The 18822-nt window shown below is 36.9% G+C and carries 12 protein-coding genes and 1 pseudogene; 7 read left to right on the forward strand and 6 right to left on the reverse strand.

The window, feature by feature from the left end; translation table 11 throughout:
- Positions 1 to 105: 105 nt before the first annotated feature.
- Positions 106 to 390, reverse strand: a complete 285-nt coding sequence (locus tag ACFILZ_RS02860) for a hypothetical protein (RefSeq protein WP_375606577.1) — start codon at positions 388 to 390, stop codon at positions 106 to 108.
- A gap of 851 nt (positions 391 to 1241) precedes the next feature.
- Here ACFILZ_RS02860 and ispG point away from each other — a divergent pair.
- From ispG to ACFILZ_RS02875, 3 genes are all read left to right on the forward strand, one after another.
- Positions 1242 to 2483 carry a flavodoxin-dependent (E)-4-hydroxy-3-methylbut-2-enyl-diphosphate synthase gene (gene ispG, locus ACFILZ_RS02865; protein ID WP_375610304.1) on the forward strand — a complete coding sequence of 414 codons (1242 nt, stop codon included), beginning with the start codon at positions 1242 to 1244 and terminating at the stop codon, positions 2481 to 2483.
- Between the two features lie 500 nt (positions 2484 to 2983).
- Positions 2984 to 4135, forward strand: a complete 1152-nt coding sequence (locus ACFILZ_RS02870) for an MFS transporter (protein ID WP_375610303.1) — start codon at positions 2984 to 2986, stop codon at positions 4133 to 4135.
- Positions 4136 to 4910: 775 nt separating this feature from the next.
- Entirely contained in the window at positions 4911 to 5510 is a 600-nt protein-coding gene (locus ACFILZ_RS02875) for a hypothetical protein (RefSeq protein WP_375610302.1), read from the forward strand.
- A 1722-nt stretch (positions 5511 to 7232) separates the two neighbouring features.
- On the opposite strand, the gene ACFILZ_RS02880 is transcribed toward ACFILZ_RS02875, so the two are convergent.
- Positions 7233 to 8135, reverse strand: a complete 903-nt coding sequence (locus ACFILZ_RS02880) for a polyprenyl synthetase family protein (RefSeq protein ID WP_375610301.1) — start codon at positions 8133 to 8135, stop codon at positions 7233 to 7235.
- A 424-nt stretch (positions 8136 to 8559) separates the two neighbouring features.
- Between ACFILZ_RS02880 and rpmF the strand changes: the two genes are divergently transcribed.
- Entirely contained in the window at positions 8560 to 8739 is a 180-nt protein-coding gene (rpmF, locus tag ACFILZ_RS02885) for a 50S ribosomal protein L32 (protein WP_005774555.1), read from the forward strand.
- A gap of 1440 nt (positions 8740 to 10179) precedes the next feature.
- A pseudogene (locus tag ACFILZ_RS02890) lies at positions 10180 to 10921 on the forward strand (tyrosine-type recombinase/integrase); the annotation flags it as partial.
- A 906-nt stretch (positions 10922 to 11827) separates the two neighbouring features.
- On the opposite strand, the gene ACFILZ_RS02895 reads toward ACFILZ_RS02890, so the two are convergent.
- The 3 genes from ACFILZ_RS02895 to ACFILZ_RS02905 form a co-directional block, all read right to left on the reverse strand.
- Positions 11828 to 12412, reverse strand: a complete 585-nt coding sequence (locus tag ACFILZ_RS02895) for a CarD family transcriptional regulator (protein ID WP_273790499.1) — start codon at positions 12410 to 12412, stop codon at positions 11828 to 11830.
- Positions 12413 to 12715: 303 nt separating this feature from the next.
- The gene (fdxA, locus tag ACFILZ_RS02900) at positions 12716 to 13057 is read right to left on the reverse strand and encodes a ferredoxin FdxA (protein ID WP_015856977.1); all 342 of its coding nucleotides are present in this window, start codon (positions 13055 to 13057) and stop codon (positions 12716 to 12718) included.
- 21 nt (positions 13058 to 13078) lie between these two features.
- Entirely contained in the window at positions 13079 to 14665 is a 1587-nt protein-coding gene (locus tag ACFILZ_RS02905) for a hypothetical protein (protein WP_375610300.1), read from the reverse strand.
- Positions 14666 to 15242: 577 nt separating this feature from the next.
- On the opposite strand from ACFILZ_RS02905, the gene ACFILZ_RS02910 reads away from it, so the two are divergent.
- The gene (locus ACFILZ_RS02910) at positions 15243 to 16154 is read left to right on the forward strand and encodes an RNA polymerase factor sigma-32 (protein WP_375610299.1); all 912 of its coding nucleotides are present in this window, start codon (positions 15243 to 15245) and stop codon (positions 16152 to 16154) included.
- Between the two features lie 301 nt (positions 16155 to 16455).
- Here the strand turns inward: ACFILZ_RS02910 and ACFILZ_RS02915 are convergent, their stop codons facing one another.
- Positions 16456 to 18018, reverse strand: a complete 1563-nt coding sequence (locus ACFILZ_RS02915) for a M48 family metalloprotease (RefSeq protein WP_375610298.1) — start codon at positions 18016 to 18018, stop codon at positions 16456 to 16458.
- Between the two features lie 146 nt (positions 18019 to 18164).
- On the opposite strand from ACFILZ_RS02915, the gene ACFILZ_RS02920 reads away from it, so the two are divergent.
- Positions 18165 to 18800, forward strand: coding sequence for a thiamine diphosphokinase (locus ACFILZ_RS02920; RefSeq protein ID WP_375610297.1), 636 nt, complete (start codon positions 18165 to 18167; stop codon positions 18798 to 18800).
- Positions 18801 to 18822 lie beyond the last annotated feature (22 nt).

Raw genomic sequence — 18822 nt, forward strand, 5'->3', positions numbered from 1 at the left:
GAGAGGGCGTAAAGTTAGGAGGAAGACGTAAAGTTTATATTTTGTAAACCATAAAAATGCCCGTTTTGAGTCGGGCATTAAAAGGGGAGGTTGTTGCTTGTGTTATTAATTTTTACGGATCAGCAAGAAGCTTACTAAAACGACTCCTGCTGCTAATGCGAGGGTTTTTTTAGGATTTTCTTTCGCTTTTTTCTTTAATTCTGTAGCATGTTCGTTGAGGTGATAAAGTGCGTGACGGCCTTTTTGTTTCCATGTGTTAAACAGCTCAGAAATGTTTTCAAAGCTATCATTTTGAGAACTCCAATAATTTACGGGAACCAGCTCTCTTTTTAATTGTGCTATACGTTTTTTAATTTTAGCATTTTTTCTATGGGGTGAAAATAGACACATTTATTGACTCCTTCATATGTTAAATTGTTGCATGATCGTTGGAATTGTGTTTGGGGTTTTGCTATAACGGCTTGAAAATTGAAAGGTTGCATTGATTATGCGGCTTGTGGATGAAATGAAAACTAAGAGTTTGGGTTTAATGAGGCATTTTCTAATGGGCTCGGATTCATTGCATGATGGCGTTTGTTAAGGATGTAAGGTAAAAATTTTTACAAAATGGTGTAAGGTTCATTCATAAAGATGGTGGGCGATGTCTTCATTTTTTTGTTTGTTTAAAGTGTTGGGATAACTTTTGGCACTTGAAATAGTTTATAAGAAATTTTTATCTATCTATTCTCTTGTGGCTGTAGGGAGTGGCATGGATTGATTCAATTAAGAAGATTTAAAATGAGAAAATCTTACGATATTTGGGTTTGCCATTCAAATTTGTAAAAAATAGATTATTACAAATCAATATGTTGGATTAATTTGGCGGTGTCTTTCATGCATTTTTTTAAATTGCGCTTTGATAAGCGTTATCTAGTGTGTTGTAAAATACTGTTCTGCGATGATGTTGATGTAGAGTATAAACATGCAACTTAAAATACGATATTATCTCTGTTTGATTTCAGTTTCTTTTTGGAGCAACCAAGTGTAAAAGTATAAACTTGAACAGGAATTGTGAAACGGATCTGGTGTGTTTATAGAATGAAGAGTCCCTATGGGTTGATTTGCTTCAGTGTTAGTAGGTAGAACCTTTTGAGAGCAATCTGTTAAGATTGGTGGGCGGTGTAATTTTCGTCCTTTGAAGCGCGAAGGAAGTCGATATAAACGATGATTGATAGCGCAGGTTTTAAAAATTTGAGGACTTGATGAGTACGACCTATCCTTTATCTAAACCACTTGAGCGTCGTCGGTCTGTTGGTGTTGCTGTTGGTGATGTGATCGTTGGGGGGGAGAGCCCGATTGTTGTCCAGTCAATGACCAATACAGATACAGCGGATGTTGATGCAACTGTTGCGCAGGTTTCTGCTCTTTGGCAAGCTGGGTCTCAATTGGTTCGGATTACTGTTGATCGCGATGAAGCAGCAGCTGCTGTCCCAAAAATACGGGAGCGATTGGAGAGGTTAGGTTTTTTTATCCCATTGGTGGGGGATTTTCATTATATTGGTCATAAGCTTTTATCAGAGCATCCTGCGTGTGCTGAGGCGCTTGCAAAATATCGCATCAATCCTGGAAATGTTGGCTTTGGTGCAAAAAAAGATCGCCAATTTGCGGAAATTATAGAGATTGCTTGTAGGTATCATAAACCTATTCGCATTGGTGTGAATTGGGGTTCTCTTGATAATGCGTTGTTAACACGGCTTATGGATGAAAATGCACAGCAAGAAAAACCCTTATCTGTGGCTGAAGTGATGCGGGAAACTGTTGTTCAGTCGGCTTTGCTTTCGGCTGCTTTAGCAGAAGAGTTAGGATTGGGACGTGATAAAATTATTCTTTCTGCTAAAGTGAGTGATGTCCAAGATCTTATTGCTGTCTATATTGCCCTGGCAGAGCGTTGTGATTATGCACTCCATTTGGGTTTGACAGAAGCAGGGATGGGAACAAAAGGGGTTGTGGCTTCTTCGGTGGCTTTGGGCATTTTATTACAGCAAGGGATTGGCGATACGATACGAATTTCATTAACTCCTGAACCTGGTGGTGATCGAACACGAGAAGTCAAAGTTGCACAAGAACTTTTGCAAGTAATGGGGTTTCGACAATTTTTGCCTGTTGTTGCTGCTTGTCCTGGATGTGGTCGCACGACCTCGACAGTATTTCAGCAATTGGCACAAAAAATTGAAACGGATTTACACAAAAATATGCCCGTTTGGCGTGAAAAATATCCTGGGGTTGAAAGTTTGAAGGTGGCTGTGATGGGATGTATCGTCAATGGACCGGGGGAGTCAAAACATGCGGATATTGGAATCTCTTTGCCTGGAGTGGGGGAAAGTCCAGCGGCACCTGTTTTTATTGAGGGACAAAAGGTAAAAACTTTGCGGGGTGATCACATTGCTGAAGAATTTGAAGCGCTTTTGAGTGATTATATTCATACACGCTTTGGGCAAGGTTGAGGTAAAAATCGCATAAGGTTGAAGTAAAAAGGGTGTGTCGTTTTTTTAAACAAGCTGTCTTCAATGTGAAGAGGGTGCTGTTGTGTGCTGCTTTAGCTATGGTCAATACTGTTGTTGGTTGCTTATTATTTTAGGTAAAACCAGATGATATGCCTGTTTTAGAATGAGAAGGTTATGAAGGATATTAATGAGCTTGAGTGTGTTAAGACTATTAAGCAAAATGATATGAATACTTTAATAGATCCGTAAATGTTGTTGCTGGTTTTTGGGCTGCTTTTGAGACAGTGAAATATTTAGCGGATTTTGACAAATGTCAAATTATAGAAAGAACATTGTTTATTGATTTTTTAGGCATTTTCCCAGAATTTTTCGGGGTATCAAATTGATAGGGTTGGAGATCCTTATAGCGGTTATTGCCCTATTTGTCGTGAAATATAAGCTTTTTATATTGATATAAAATGATGTATATGGTGCCTTTTTGGGTGTTATTGGGGGAATGCATGACCAGTATATTAGCATTTGGATTTTTATTTAACGGTATAAGAATTTTAACAGGTGCCTTTATTGTCTTTTATATGCTTGAAAAAGGCTTAACGCTTATTGATATCGGGATCATTAAGTCGTTTCAGGCTTTTATTATGATGGTTACCGATATTCCTCTGGGATATTTTGCTGATCGAAAAAGTTATAAAATATCGATTGTTTTGGCAGCGGCTTTTGCTGCTACATGGCTATGTCTCATGGGATTTTCTACAAGCTTTTATGGATTTCTTTTGGCAGAATCTTTTAATGCCTTATCGTTGACATTGATTGCGGGGGCTTATAATGCTTTACTTGTTCAATATGCAAAAGCAAAATTGACATCCACTAAAAAAGTGCTTGGTTCCAGCTCTCAATATAATTACATCGGCATGTTTATATTCAGTTTGATCGGTGCTTATTTTGCTGATTATTCGAGCCAATATATATGGTATATCGCGGCGTTTTTAATGTTGATGACAACACTATTTGGTTTGTTTTTTCTTGATGATTTGAAGGGGGAGAAAAAACCAAATAAAGCGAATTCTCTCATTTATGATGCTAAAGAGATGTTGTCTATTTTTATTAAAGTTCCTTATATCTCTTTATGCTTTTATTTTTCATTGATTTTTTTCAATATATTCTCGCAGTATTGGCAGTGGATATTTAAAGATCATAATATTATTGTCACTTATTTTGATCTTGGTGTGACATTTTCACTTATATTGTTCTCTCAGCTCTTGGCTAGTTTTCTCTTTACAAAACTAAGTGAAAGAGTGAATTTTATTTTACTGTTGTTTCTTTCAGCTTCACTGATTTTTACCGTTGCTTTCTTTGAACCAAGAAAAGAAATTGCTGTCATTTTAGTCTGTATGATTTTTTATCTCATTAAGTATACATATCTTCGTGTAGAAGTTGTTTTGCATGATAGTATTAGTGATCATTTCAGGGCTACATATGAATCTTTCTTGTCAACCGTTGGAAGATTGAGCCTCTTGGTATTTTTTTACATGAGTGCGTATATGGTCGATATGTTTGGCTTTTTCTCGCTCGTTTATATTTTTGCTGTTTATTTATTGATTTACTTGTTGGCAGTATTTTTTTTAGAAGGAAATCTCAAAAAAGCTCAGTGAGAATATTTACTTATCATTATCACGCATGTCTCATCGGGCATTATAGTGGATCAAGGCTTTGATTTATAAGTCTTATCATTGTTTTCATGTTGAATGAGAAAGCTGAATATTGTCCGTTCTTCTTATTGCAAATCTATGTATATTAATCAAAATCATGTTTCTTGTACATTATAAGTGGGCGTAGTGTAAAAATCATAAAAAAGAAGTAAAAAGGCTTCTCATGAATATTCTTGAACGCTAAGAGTTGTTGGCAAGATGAGAAGCTGATAGAGAACATGATTGTACCGGATTATATACTTATTAAGGAATGGTAATAGTGCACAACAATTTTCCTGTTTTCGCTTATATTTTTCGGAAATGTCTTGCTACGCAGTGTTTAATAAGCGGGAGGACAATTCTAGCCTGTCCTAATCGGATTTCCTCATGATCGATTTTATTGTTGGTATAGTTAGCGGATTTTACCATTGCTTTTTTTAAAATACACATCATCTTATTGAGATGTTTTCTTACATCTTTCATTCTTATTTAGGGTATTTTCTCTTTGGTTGCAGAGTGAACTCTGCATGTTCTGACGTTAGAAAATACTTTCAGATAGTAAAGAAAACCTATTTGTACGGATTTTGAATGATCCCTTCTTCTTGGAGAAATCATAAAACTAAAAACAGCAATATCGTTAAGTATAATTTGATATAAACAAAAATAAATAAACACATATTGATATATTTAATAGAAATCTGTTAAGTTCTACAAATTATAGTCATTAAAAGGTAAAGCGATGAAATCGTTATCTATAACGCCTATTATAACATTTATAACTCTTTTTTCTGTATTTGTATTGTTAGGATGTACGCGTGTAGATAGTCTAGAGCAGTACAATAAACTTTACGAAGAATATATCAGTGAAAAATACGAGACTTTTGAACATTTTCAAAAGCAAGAACAAGCAAGAAACTTCATCTATAGTCGTGGCTATCAGAATATAGCGCCAAAATTTGATATTATATGGCATCGTCACATACTTATTGTTTTATGTGGACGCTTTGTTAATTTATTGCGTGGTGATTATAATGAGGAGATGTCATGGGCAATGTTACCCAATGTCATAAGCAGTTTGCGTTATGACTATAACTGGAGAGAAAGCGATTTTATTTGGGCCTATAATATGTCTATGAATTCTACTGACCCCATGATTGATTACGCGAAAAAATTTCTTAATTCTTCAAGCGGAAATGGCATCAGTTCTACAACACAAATTATTGATCTCGTGTCTAGTATGAACGCTGGTCATAGTGAAAATACTAGAAAAATAGCACGTTTTTGCATAGAGCTAAACACGATATATGACATGATGAAACCAAGAAGAATTTACAAATGACATTTAATGGGTAATGGGTAAAATTCTCTCGAAGGATATTAAATGGCTATAATAGTCTTAATAATCGCGGCATTTTCTTATCCATGTTGCATATTTGTTCATTATGGCTTCAAAAGGTGGACATATTTTCCAGCTTTGGCAACAGGTATAGGTTCATTTACAATGATGCTTTTCATCTTAATAAGAAAACTGCACTTAAAGGAGCAAATTTGCACTTGGGTTGAAAAAACGACTTATCACAAATTAGATTGCGCTTTTATATATAATAATAAGGACTTTTTTTATCTTTCTGTTGCAATGATCATTCTCTGTTTAATTTTATCAATTCTCTTTTTATGTGATGAATTGAATCAACGAGATAAAGAGCGTGATGAATTAAAGTTGTATAGTGACCATGATTATTATTAAATTGAAGTTATTACACACTTTTGTAAATAAAAATGTTTCTGCTTTTGAAGGAGCGTGCCGACACAATCATTCACTTTGCTAGCTCCTAATGTTGTGGACAGCCCATGGCTTTTAAGCCGGTTCATAAGAGGCATTTTTTAGTCCTTTCTTTGATGTTTTGCTCCACACGGCTTTTCCCGCTTGTGAGGTGCAAGCAAGTGATTTTGATTGATTCAATATACACAGATTTGAAATGAAAGAATCTTACGGTATTTAGGGTTCTTATTCAAGTTGAAAAACATGAATTATCATTATAAATCAAATGTTTTATATCTTTCTTGCTAAGAAAAGAGAGATCGGTAATAATATTTTTTTTTCGTGTTATTGAAATTGATGACTTTATTTATCCTGTTATGCCGTAACATACCGTCATTTGAAGGGTAGTGAAGGTATCCTGTTTGATACATTAAGTATTTTAAGAAGTGCATGGTGAATATTCTTAAGTCTTGTTTATCGCGTCTTTAGTTTAAGTGAATCGCATGCGTGGAAAACGAGAGAAACCTACTCGGTAGGACACTAGACTGTTTACAGAGTAGATTAGGTTAAAAGATTTTGTTCTTTGAGGGTGGCATAAAAATCAAAATAGCCATTATGTTCATTTTTTTCTGATATTTTAAATACGAGTTTCAAAAAAATGATGCTTAAACTAAACAATCAGCACTTTTGTAAAAGTGTTTTTAGAGAGCAACAATACACGAGTGAATTTACAGAATGTAACCATATTTGATCTTTTACAACAAGATAGCGTGGAAAGGCATAAAAATTACGACTCTTTACTGAGGGCATTGTACTTCTACGGTTGGCAATGAACAACAGATGATTTTGATAAGGCTACAAAGCCAATCGGCATTTTTATTGTCTTTTGCGGGTTTATAAAATGCTCTGTTTTATATTTATTCTGTTTATTTTTTACCTTATCGTTAGAAGATTAAAGATATAAAGGAGAAACGAGTTTCTTTCTTTACGGTTGTTTTTTTATTCGGCTTTAAAGCATCCATGGCGATATCTTTTAAAGCCTGAATATTACGCATTGCTTTACCGTTTTTGTTTCTTTCATTCTTTGATGAGTGGGGCGTTTTTCAAGCACAATAGGATGCCTAGAATGTATTTGTGTTATCAATTCACGCGCGCTTGTTTTAATGAAACACCTCTCAATATTTGGCACATCCATTTCATGATAGGAGCTATAATGCAGACCTACGATATTGAAGTCTCTTTGAAAAGTCTATTATGCATTCAACAAAGATGAAGGTGTAAAAGTAGGGCGGATGAAGTTTAATTTTGGCGTATTGCACTAAAGTGTGCTGCTTGTTGGAGGGGGAGTGCTTTAGCGCCAAAAGGATGTAAGAATGCTTCTGCTTTACTGATGAGTGTATCTCGCTTTTTTTGGGTTTCTTTAATGCCGTAAAGATGAACAAAAGTGGCTTTTTGTGCCGTTTTATCTTTCCCAGCCGTTTTTCCTAGGGTTTGCGTGTTGGCGGTGACATCAAGAAGGTCATCAGTTAATTGAAAGGCTAAACCAAGATAGGTACCAAAATCAGTAAGCTTTTCGGTTAATTCTTTAGATGCATTGCCAATGATGGCGCCTGCTTGGCAAGCAAAGCTTATTAGGGCTGCTGTTTTCATGTGTTGTAGAGTGATGATGTCAGTACTTTCTTGCGGTCTTTTTTCAGCTTCAAGGTCTAGCATTTGTCCACCTAACATACCGCCAAGTCCTGCCGATTGTGCAAGGGACGTGATCAGCTTGATTCTAATATCTGTAGATAAAGTACTAGCTTTATGAGCAATGATTTCAAAGGCAAATGTTAAGAGGGCATTGCCTGCTAGAATTGCTGTTGCTTCATCAAATGCTATATGGACGGTGGGTTTTCCACGCCGGAGTGTATCGTTATCCATAGCGGGAAGATCATCATGAATGAGCGAATAACAATGGACACATTCTAAGGCACATGCAACATCAAGAGAATGTTCTACAGGGACGTCAAAAAGTGTAGCACTTTGAATTACAAGAAAAGGACGCAAGCGTTTTCCACCGTTCAGCACACCATAGCGCATGGCTTTGATTAAGTTTTTAGGGCGTGAAATTTCACCATTTTGGATTTGATCACTTAACAGGGTATCAAGCCGTTTTTCAACGGTTTCTCTATGTTTTGCAAGAAGGGTGGTAAATTCGTGCATTCTTGCTTCCTTTGTTTTTACAAAAATGAAATTATGAAATTTAAAGAGAAAGATTGTCACTTTTTCTTGTTTTCATAAATTGGCGTCATTTTTTATTAAAAATCAACTTCTCTTTTTATCCGTATCTCTACTGTATGCGCTAATCCCTTTTGAAACCAAATAAAAATTAAATGAAGGGTTTATAAAAAAGCTTTCATTGGTGTATAAAATTCTCAAATTTTGCAGTGTTTTTGATATTCATTTGATTATTGTGACACCATTTTTGATAACAGGAAGGTCATTTTTGGTAAGAGGAGGATCATTTTGACATTGCCTCTTCTTTTTTATCAGTGTATAATATCCTCAAATTTTATGGTGTTTTAAATGAAGCATTGTCATTTTTGACATTGCTTTTTCTGTTTTAATGGATTTGGAGTGTCTTTTTATGGCTGTACCTAAACGAAAAACCTCTCCAGCGAAGAGGGGCATGCGCCGTTCGGCTGATGCTCTGAAGGCGCCGACTTATATCGAAGATAAAAATTCTGGTGAATTACGTCGTCCTCATCACATTGATTTGAAAACGGGAATGTATCGTGGACGTTCTGTTTTAGTGGTTAAAGACTGAGCGTTTTCTTTCTTTTCCAGAGGTCAACTTCTTTTATTTCATCGATCAATGCACGCTTGGGGCGTGCATTTTCGCTTTAAGATGAATGTTGAGGTTCCCTTGCGTCGTCTTCTATCGATGTGGAACAGGGAATGTATCGTGGGCGTTCTGTTTTAGTGGTTAAAACTTTAGCGTTTTCTTTCTTTTCCATTGGTGAACTTCTTTTATTTCATTAGTGAATGCATTGGGTAAGATGCGTTTTTCACTTTTTCTTGAAAACATGTGTGGGATAAAGTTTTTCTGTAGAAAAATGATTCTATTGTGGGAGATGATTTTCTTGTTTTCTTGAGAGGCTATAAAGGATTGCTTGTATCAGTGTCTTTTATGATGACTTCGTTAAGAGCTTGGGTATTGATATAAGTTAGCTCAGTAATAGAATCATTTTGTATCACACTTAATCTTTATTGACCGTAGAGAGAATCCTATTAGACCGTTAAATATCGTCTTTAAGGCGGTTGATCCATGTAAGGCTTTAAGCATAAAGCATAACGGTGTTTTTTATGAGAATATTTAAGGCAATGGTTTGTCTATAGACTTATATTGTGACATGTGATTCTCCTTAAAAAATAGAGATCGACATTACATTGATTTATAGAGATCATTTGTTGTTTTGCGCCTTAAATGGAAGATCTATCGTAGGATTTTCTCATTTCAAATTTTTCCCTATGTTGAATCAATGACAATCACTTGCTTTTCGGTCACAAGTGGGGCTGGCATGTGGGTAAAAACTCTATAAAAAAGGAAAAAATGTCTATAATGAATATTTTCAAATGTAAGAATTGTTGTAACATTGGGGTTAAGTGTATGCTGATATCAGCGTGCTTTCTTATGAGCAGAAAAGAGAAAACCGTTACAAGACAAAAGCTATACAGATTCAATAATCTTTAGTGCTTTTTATGATAAAGGTATATGAGACTCTTCTATAAATATCACGCTGTCTTTTCATATTTTTGAACTAAGAATTTTCCATATATTTTTCGTATTTTTGTGAATATAAGGGATTTGTTGGGAACAGCTTGTAAAAATAAGTAAACTTAAAACCAAATATGTTATGTGTGGGGGTAGCAAAGTATTTTACAAAGCCGGTACGTTTTTCCAGTTCATAGCTGGTTTATGAATGATTTTATGGTGTTGCTTACCTAAGTTTATGATTTTTTGTTATCTGTTCATCACTAGACAACATATTGATTTATATATATAATTCAGTTTTTTCATATTGGATTAGAACCCCGAATAACGTAAGATTCACTCATTTCAAATCGCTCTATCTAAAATTAATCAAAACCGCTTGCTTGCACGTCACAAGTGGGATGAGTGTGTGGATAAAATTTGTATAAGAAAGAACTAAAAATGGTTCTTATGAGGAGTCTTAAAAGCCAAGGGCTGTCGTAACACCCACGAGCTGGAAAATATAATGATGGTACCGGCTTGCTTCTTCACAAACGTAAGAGATGGGGGTGGTCAATGGATTTACCGTTATACCTTTCACGGGGGCCGCGAAATGGGCTTGGGAGCGTTGCGAGATGTTTCTTTAAACAAGCCCGTGAATTGGCAATTGGGTGGGGTGCTGTTTTACGTGAGGGGCGTGACCCCATTAAAGAACGCGATAAACAAAAGTGTGAGGCAATGCGTAATCTCCATTATTTAAAAAACATTGCTCTAGATGCTTTTGAAAGCCGTAAAGCTGAATTAAAAAATGATGGTGAAGCTTGTAATTGGTTTTTACATTTACGCCTCCATATTCTCCCCAAATTAGGCTGTCTACCCGTTTCAGAGATTACGCAAACAGAGATACGCAATACCCTTGCCTCTATTTGGCATGCAAAAGCTGCAACAGCAGATAAAGCACTGAAGCGTCTTAATCGTTGTCTTAAGCATGCGGTTGCTTTGGGTTTGGATGTTGATTTACAAGCAAAAAAAGCACGCGCACTCTTAGGCAAACAACGTCATAAAACCACTCATAGACCAGCCATGGATTGGAGAGATGTTCTTTCCTTTTATAAGTTACTCTGTAAAACACAAAACATAACACAATTGGCTTTGCGTTTGCTTATCTTGACAGGCGTTCGTATTAATCCTTTGCGTCATATTCGTGAATCAGATTAAAGATGATATATGGACAATTCCTGCTGAGAATATCCAATCTTTGGCGGTTTGCTTGAAACAGAGATTAAGACTTTTAAGAGTTCTATGAATCATTCTAGATTTTTTGTGTTCGATTGGAGTAAGAATATTGCGTATATCTCCTAATCTCTGAAATAAGAAACCTCATTTGGGAAAAGTATGAAATTGAAAGGGCAATGCTAACGTTCATTTTTATTGTTATTTTTTAAGTGAGCTTTACTGCTTTCAAAAGTATTTGGAATGCCTTTTACAGAATGGAGATGATGGTTTTAGTTCATGTTTTTTTTTATCGCGTTCTTTAATGGGGGGAATGCTTCTCATGCAAAATAGAGCGCCCAAGACAAAATATGCTTATGTTGTACTGTCACGCTTTTTTTAAAGGAATATTTTTCAATATTTGTGGCATCCATTTTATGACGGCGTTTTTGAATGTTATAATGGTTTTGTAGAAGGGTAAATGGTAAAGTCTCGGGTGTAGTGTATAAACGGCACTATGCTCTTTACGCTTAAATAAAAAAGCAAGCCCCCGCCCTTACACATCTTGCCAGATTCCAATGTTGGTATATCCTTTGGTGCTTGAGACAGTATCTCACTCTTTTTATACAGTTTTTACCCACAGATCAGCTCCTCTTGTGATTGACAAGCAAGTGATTTGATTGCTTCAACATGAGAGCAATTTAAAATGAGAAATCTTACCATATTCAAGATTCTAATTTAATATGAATAATGCTAGATTATGATGATTAATCAGTTTGTTATCTATGAAGAAAGAAAATAAGGAGGAGGAATTTGTCGAAAAGTTAGATTGTTTATAGATTGGCGCTGGTTAAGAAACTTTGTCCTTAAGGGCAGAGAGGATGTTAAAAAATAAAACCAGCTTTTCGCTGGTTTTATCGAAATATCATCATTATGATGAAAGAGTGTATTATGCAGCGTAGACAGCTTTACTGTTTTCATCTGTTTCTTCTCTCTCAGTTTTAAACTCGCGTTCCGGCTTGTTGGAGAGATGCATCTCTATGAGATTGATAGCTTCTGTTTCAGAAAGACTATTGATAACCGCAATTTCACGGGCCATTCTTTCAAGAGCAGCTGTATAAAGTTGGCGCTCAGAGTAAGATTGTTCAGGCTGTAGATTAGAGCGGAAAAGATCACGGACCACTTCGGCGATACAAATAAGATCTCCTGAGTTGATTTTAGCATCATATTCTTGTGCACGACGTGACCACATGGTCCGTTTAACGCGTGCTTTTCCACGTAAAACTTTTAAGGCACGTTCGACAGAATCACTAGCAGATAATTTACGCATTCCAACGGAAAGGGCTTTTGCAATGGGGACTTTGACATCCATCTTATCTTTCGCGAAATGAATGACAAAAAGTTTTAATTTATGTCCTGCAACTTCTTGATCTTCAATCGCTATAATTTGTCCTACTCCATGCGTAGGGTAGACGATATATTCAGAGGTTGCAAATTCTTTGGTCTTGGAAGACGTTCCATGTTGGGATGCCATATTTTAGTTTACTCCCTTATGATCAACAAATGTATCGGAAAACAGGTTATAAACCTGAGGGTTGAGTTTTCTTTAACCAAGTATATTGTACCAATTAAGTGAGCATAAAAGCCGAGTACTTTTAAATCAAAAAAAAATACACCGCTTTACTATAACAAGCAAAGAAAAATACTTAGAAAGATGATCATGTTAAAATAACACTAACATCAAAATTTAAAAGAATCAATCATTTCGCTTAAGGATTTTTTATTTTTACAAGAGAAGTCTTTCAATCGTTGAAGGAGGAGAGTGTACACTTTATCATTACTCTTCGCCACTTCCTGGATTTTCTGAAAAATACTTTTCTAATTTATTTGGAACACCATCCATTTCTTTTGCTTGAGGAAGAGGATCTTTTTTGGTGGTTAGATTAGGCCATTTGTTTGCATAATGAAGATTGAGTTCTAACCACTTTTCTAATCCTGGTTCTGTATCAGGTAAAATCGCTTCTGCTGGGCACTCTGGCACGCAAACACCACAATCGATGCATTCATCGGGGTGAATAACAAGCATATTTTCCCCTTCATAAAAACAATCAACTGGGCAGACTTCAACGCAATCCGTATATTTGCAGTGAATGCAGTTGTCGGTTACTACGTGGGTCAAGATCAAACTCCATTTGTTACTTTAATTCTCTTTAGAGGAAAGTGTGTGCGTGTTTTTATGATTGGTGAGTTGATCGCGTAGTACAGCTAGTTTCGCAAAAGGTGAATCAGGATTAAGGCGCTTTTCTTTTTGAAAGGGCTTATGATTTGCATGTTTTCCTTGGGATTTGTGGAACTTATGAGAGCGTTTTGCTTGTGATGGTGCTTCTTGAGGGGAATTTTCATTTTTGTATTCCGCTTTTTTTACAGCGTTCTTCGATTTATTTTGCCACTTATTTCCTAATTTATCACGTTTTTTTTGTGCATGGTGGGGAAATTGATGCTTATAATGCCATAATAAAATAACTTTATCTTCTTCTGTAGAGCGAGGGGATTTGGCAAAATTCCCAACAGGTTCAGCTGCTGGTAAGCGATTGGTTTTATGGAGATGTTGTTCAATACTAGAGGATAAAGTGTTTGGGAATGAGGTATTTTTTTCTTCTCGTGTTGTTTCTAAATCGCTTATTGTTTGCCATTGACTTCCAACGCATGCTGCTGCAGGAACATCTTGCTTTGTCTCATTGACAGGGGAAGAGGCTTGGTGTGCAAAGAGATTTTGTTCAAAAACAGTATTGCTTATGCTGTACGATTGATAACCAAGTCCTTTGAGGATTTCTTCCATATCGTTTCCATTGGCCCCAAGAATGGACATCATGGCTGGTGTAACAAAAAAACTTTTGCCATCATAGGCTCCATCGGGTTTAGGATCACTTCCTTGTTTCCAATGAAGTGCGGGACGGATGAGATTGGCAAGACGTTCTAAAATATCAATCCGTACAGCACGTTGTCCTAAGATTCGGTAGCCGGCTAATTGATAAAATTGGCGGTTATAGGTAGGGTCAACAATTAAAGAGGTTCGACCAGCAGATAATGCTGAAAAAACTTCACCCAAACCAGTTTGATCTTGTCCCGCATTTTGAAGATTCCACAGGAGAGTAATGGCTTGAACCGGAGCAGGTTTAAGCATTCCGGCAACATAGATATGAAAAGCGCCAAAACGCACGCCTAGACGCCGAAGAACGGCACGTGATTCTTGTGCAAGGTTTTTGACAATGTCTAAGACTTCGCGGCGTGGTAAAATCCCTAAAGAGTTAAAAAGTTGTGAAGCAAGACTGTTTGTTGAATCCGTTAAATTATCAGCATTGCGCAAATCAAACAGGGGTTTTAAAGTCGTTTCAAAATGAAAGGTGACAAAGCGTTCTAATCGTTTCACAACGTTATTGCGGGATTCTCCCGTGAGTTGTTCATCTGCTAAAACAATCAGTTTTGGTTTGAAAAAATCTTCTGTTGCTACAAGTTGTCCTACGGGTTGACCAATCCAGCGCACAATTCCATCAGAACTGAGGGTAAAATCTCCATTTGCACAAGCACAAAAACGTGTCGCGCGTTTGGAAAAAGCAAGAATCAAATTCTCATTCTCTATTTCTGTCGAAATTTGCTTCCCAGCTATTTGATCGGTACTGTTTTTGTTGGCATAAAAACGAAAACCTTCAAATTTACCCCTTCCGTGTTTTTCAATGAGAATATCATCTTGAAGAATCTCATTCTGTTGAACAATCTTGCTATCCATGATCATTTTCTTTCTCAGTGTGGCACTGGTCAAAAGCTTTTTGCGATAATTTCATAATGGTGCTCTTTCTTTAACACGTTTGTTGCGTTTGCTTCAATCACTCTTGTCATTTTTTGCTGTTTCTTTGCGCCTTTAAAACTTGAATGATTCTTTTTTCATTCAGTTTTCATTCAGTTTAGATGCTTTATATTTGCAAATTACACTTATTAGTTGTATTGTAAAGCTGAAAGCATAAATAAATTCTTCAATTTAAAAGGAAACGGAACCGGTTATCAAAAAACGGCATTTCTTTTGCATGATCACTTTATTTTTTTGCTGTTTTGTCATGAAAAGTGAAGAGAAAGTTTTTTCAAATATTTCATAGGCTAAAAGGCATATTGTAAAGGCATTTTGCAGGTGAAATTGTGTCTTATGACAAGAAGTTTTACCATGACAGTAAAAAAAACAATTGCGATTATAAAATTACACGTTAAAGTAGTGGTCACAGAAGTTAACAACTTTTGCGTTCTTTTTAAGCGAAGAACAATGATGTCGTTGCCAAATCAATTTTGATAAATTTTAATCGCAAGGGGTTATTATGGGTAATCTTTCAAATGCTGTTTATAAAAGCAGCAAAAATTATAGCGATGCAGACAAAAGCTTAGGACGTAATATGATGCGTTCTGCTATGCAAGCACCTTATCTTGAACGACAAAAAGAGCATGATTTGGCTCTGCGGTGGAAAGACAAACGTGATGATGATGCCATGCATCAAATTGCAGCGGCTCATATGCGTTTAGTGATTGCTATTGCTAATCGCTTTAAACGTTTCAAAATGCCATTGGGGGATTTGGTACAAGAAGGGTATGTGGGACTATTGGAAGCAGCTGCACGTTTTGAACCTGATCGGGAAGTGCGTTTTTCAACGTATGCAACATGGTGGATACGTGCTTCTATCCAAGATTATATTTTGCGAAATTGGTCAATTGTTCGAGGGGGAACCAGTTCTTCGCAAAAAGCACTTTTCTTTAATCTTCGGCGTTTGAGAGCAAAACTGGTGCAGGATGATAGTGCTTTATCGAAACAGGATATTTTTCGCACAATCGCTGAAAAACTCGGCGTTTCTGTGCGTGATGTTGAAACCATGGATTTTCGTTTTTCCAGTTCTGATAATTCCTTGAGTGTTTCTGTTTCTGAGAACAGTGATAATCCCATTGCAAAGATGGATGTGTTGGTGGATGAGAGTCCTCTTCCTGATGCTTTAATTGAGCAAGTCATTGATGGTCAACGGCGTACACAATGGCTTTACGATGCGTTGCAAATTCTCAACGAACGGGAGTTGGAAATTATTCGCTTTCGTCGCTTAAATGAAGAGGGTGCGACTCTCGAAGTTTTGGGTGAAAAATTAGGAATCTCGAAAGAGCGCGTGCGTCAAATTGAAGCTAGGGCTTTGCAAAAATTGCGTTCTGCTCTCCTTACGCTTCATTCAGAAGATGCTTACGATATATAAGCAGTGAAAGGCTTTTGGGGGGGAAAGAGAATATATTAAGTGGGGGCATATGAGAATATGATAAAGTCAGTTTTAGGGGATGGCCATATTTGTTTAGGAATATGCCTCTTTGGGAGCGCTACTGATAAACAGAAGAAGATAGGGGGCTGTTAGTTTGGAGGAAATATATATCAAACGGAGACCTATAAAGGCATGATGAAGTTGGATTTTAAAGTGTTCCTCTTTATTTTCGAATATGCTTTAAGGGGGGGCGTGATACAGACAGAAAAGAATCAAAACTGTAACGGATGAGAAGAAAGGCTTATTCTGTAATAATTTTCACTTTTGTACCTGCGGGTAAAGTTTGCGTTGGTGAGAGGGCGTTGAGGATGCGAAAGAGTTTTTCTTTATAGGGTGTGTATTGCATTTTATCTGCAAGATTGGCAACGGTTTCTCCTTGTTTAACACGGACAACACGGATTTTTAAGGGCTGCAATTTTTTTAACTGTGAAGATGAAAGAGAATGAAAGCTTTGTAGCGTTTTTTGGGCAACCTCTGCAAAATTTCGAGAATTATGTGGAGCGGCCGTCAAAAAACGAAAGATGTGGTTGTTGAATGGAATGACAACCACATCAAATTGCCATTGATCATTGGTAGCATGGGCCCACGCTCCAAGTAAACTTTGGCTTTGAAAACCTTGACTTGTAAGTCCTTGAATTGTGATGGGGCGGATAGATGATTGATCTAGACCGATAATCCAGCCGCTTTTCAAATAATCACTCGCAGATATTTCAGCAGGATGTGGGATAGCGTCAAAACGAATCGCAATTTTATCTGGTCCACTGGCCCAAACAGTGTGTGCTGAATGTTCTATTGTAAAATTGTTTGGAACAGAAAAAGCTATGCGCAATTGTGGGTGAATAAATTGGTTGCCTCTTACAAAACCTGTATAAAAGCCTCCTCCAAAAATTATGCCATCAAGGCTTTTGAGAAAAGAATCATGATCGGATATTTTATTATTCCCTTTACTGATTTTACGCGCTTTTTCTATCGCAAGCCGAATGCGTTGAGGGGTAGTTGGGTGAGAAGCTAGAAAATCTAGAGAGGCATTTTGGGTGCCAGAAATATTACGAAAAGCACTATAGGCTTCCATTGTTTGAAGAAAGCGCGGTGAAGCAAAAGGATCATATCCTGATTGTTGGAGCATTTCGAGCGCAAGGGAATCAGCTTCCAGCTCTTGATTGCGGGAAAATTGCGCGAGTTGTTGCTTGTTTTGCATAGGGTTATGAAGTTTTTTGCCAATAGAAGAAAGAAGACGTGAAGACATGTGATTTGTCATCTTTAATTGGGCTTCTTTTTGCAGGCGTAAAATGCCATGATTGGCTCTGATATGTGCTATCTCATGGGCTAAAATGGCTGCAACTTCTGAAGAATCATTGGCTAATGCCAGCATACCACGAGTGATGTAGATCGAGCCGTTGGGGAGCGCAAAAGCGTTGATAGTTTCTGAGTTTAAAATTGTTACAGAATAGCTTTGATGAGAACTATGGGATGCAACTGCCAGTTTACGGACAATCTTTGCTAAAAGGTGTTCAAGTTTTGCATCATGATAAGCGCCACCATACATTTGCAAAATACGTGGGTGTTGCAGAGCGCTTAATGTGACATAGATATTGTGATTGTTGACACTTTTGATAGTTTTAGAAGAAATGGAAGAAAGCCTGTTATTTTGAGAAAGGGGTGTATGACAAGCCGAAAGGAGAAGTGTTAAACTTATGAAAGTTGCTTTATACAGGCATGAGCGAAAAAGAAAATTGCGGTGAAAAATGGGGTGCGTTGGACCATGGTGCACATTATTTCTGCGGAGTAATTTGGCAAATTGCATTTGTATCTTTGTATCGTATGTTTCTTTAAGAAAGGCATTAGGAGTAGGGATTCGTTTGGCTATATCACGCTTTTTGTTTATAAAAAATGACTCTCACTTATAAAAGATGCACTGTAAAGAAAATTTTGTGAAAGGCAAAGTATGGCATGACAACATTTACGATATTATTAAATGGGGATGTTCATATCACTGATCGTTTGCTTAATCAAATTCAAAACAGTCGGGTAATTGCTGCTGATGGTGGTATGCGTCATGCGGCAGCGCTTAATGTGATGCCTGAGTTGTGGTTAGGGGACTTTGATTCATCAGATGAGAATTTAATACGTCAATATAGTCATGTTCCGCGTGAAGTTTTTCCTTCTGATAAAGATATGACAGATAGTGCTCTGGCATGTGAAAGAGCGCTGCAAAATGGCGCTAAAAAGCTTATTTTATGCGGTGCTTTGGCAGGGAAGCGAAGTGATCATAGCCTTTCTCATATGACGCAAGCGTTGATGATGGCTGAAAGGGGTATTTCAGTGTTGTTGACAAGCGGTTTTGAAGAAGGTTGGCCGGTTTTGTCAAAACCTTGTTCGTATGATTTGCCTAAGGGATGTTTGTTTAGTATTATCGGTTTTTCTGATTTAAAAGGTTTAACGCTTAAGGGAGTAAAATGGCAAATTTGTGACAAAAATGTGTCATTTGGCTCTTCTTTAACACTTTCTAACCGTATTTGTGGAACCTTTTCTTGCCATTTAGGTTCTGGAAAAGCTATATTGTTAGCGTCTGTGCCTATTCCATAAAGCTCTTCCAATATATTTTGAA

This window comes from Bartonella sp. AP40SXNS (genome assembly GCF_042195825.1).
In the GTDB taxonomy this organism is placed as follows: domain Bacteria; phylum Pseudomonadota; class Alphaproteobacteria; order Rhizobiales; family Rhizobiaceae; genus Bartonella.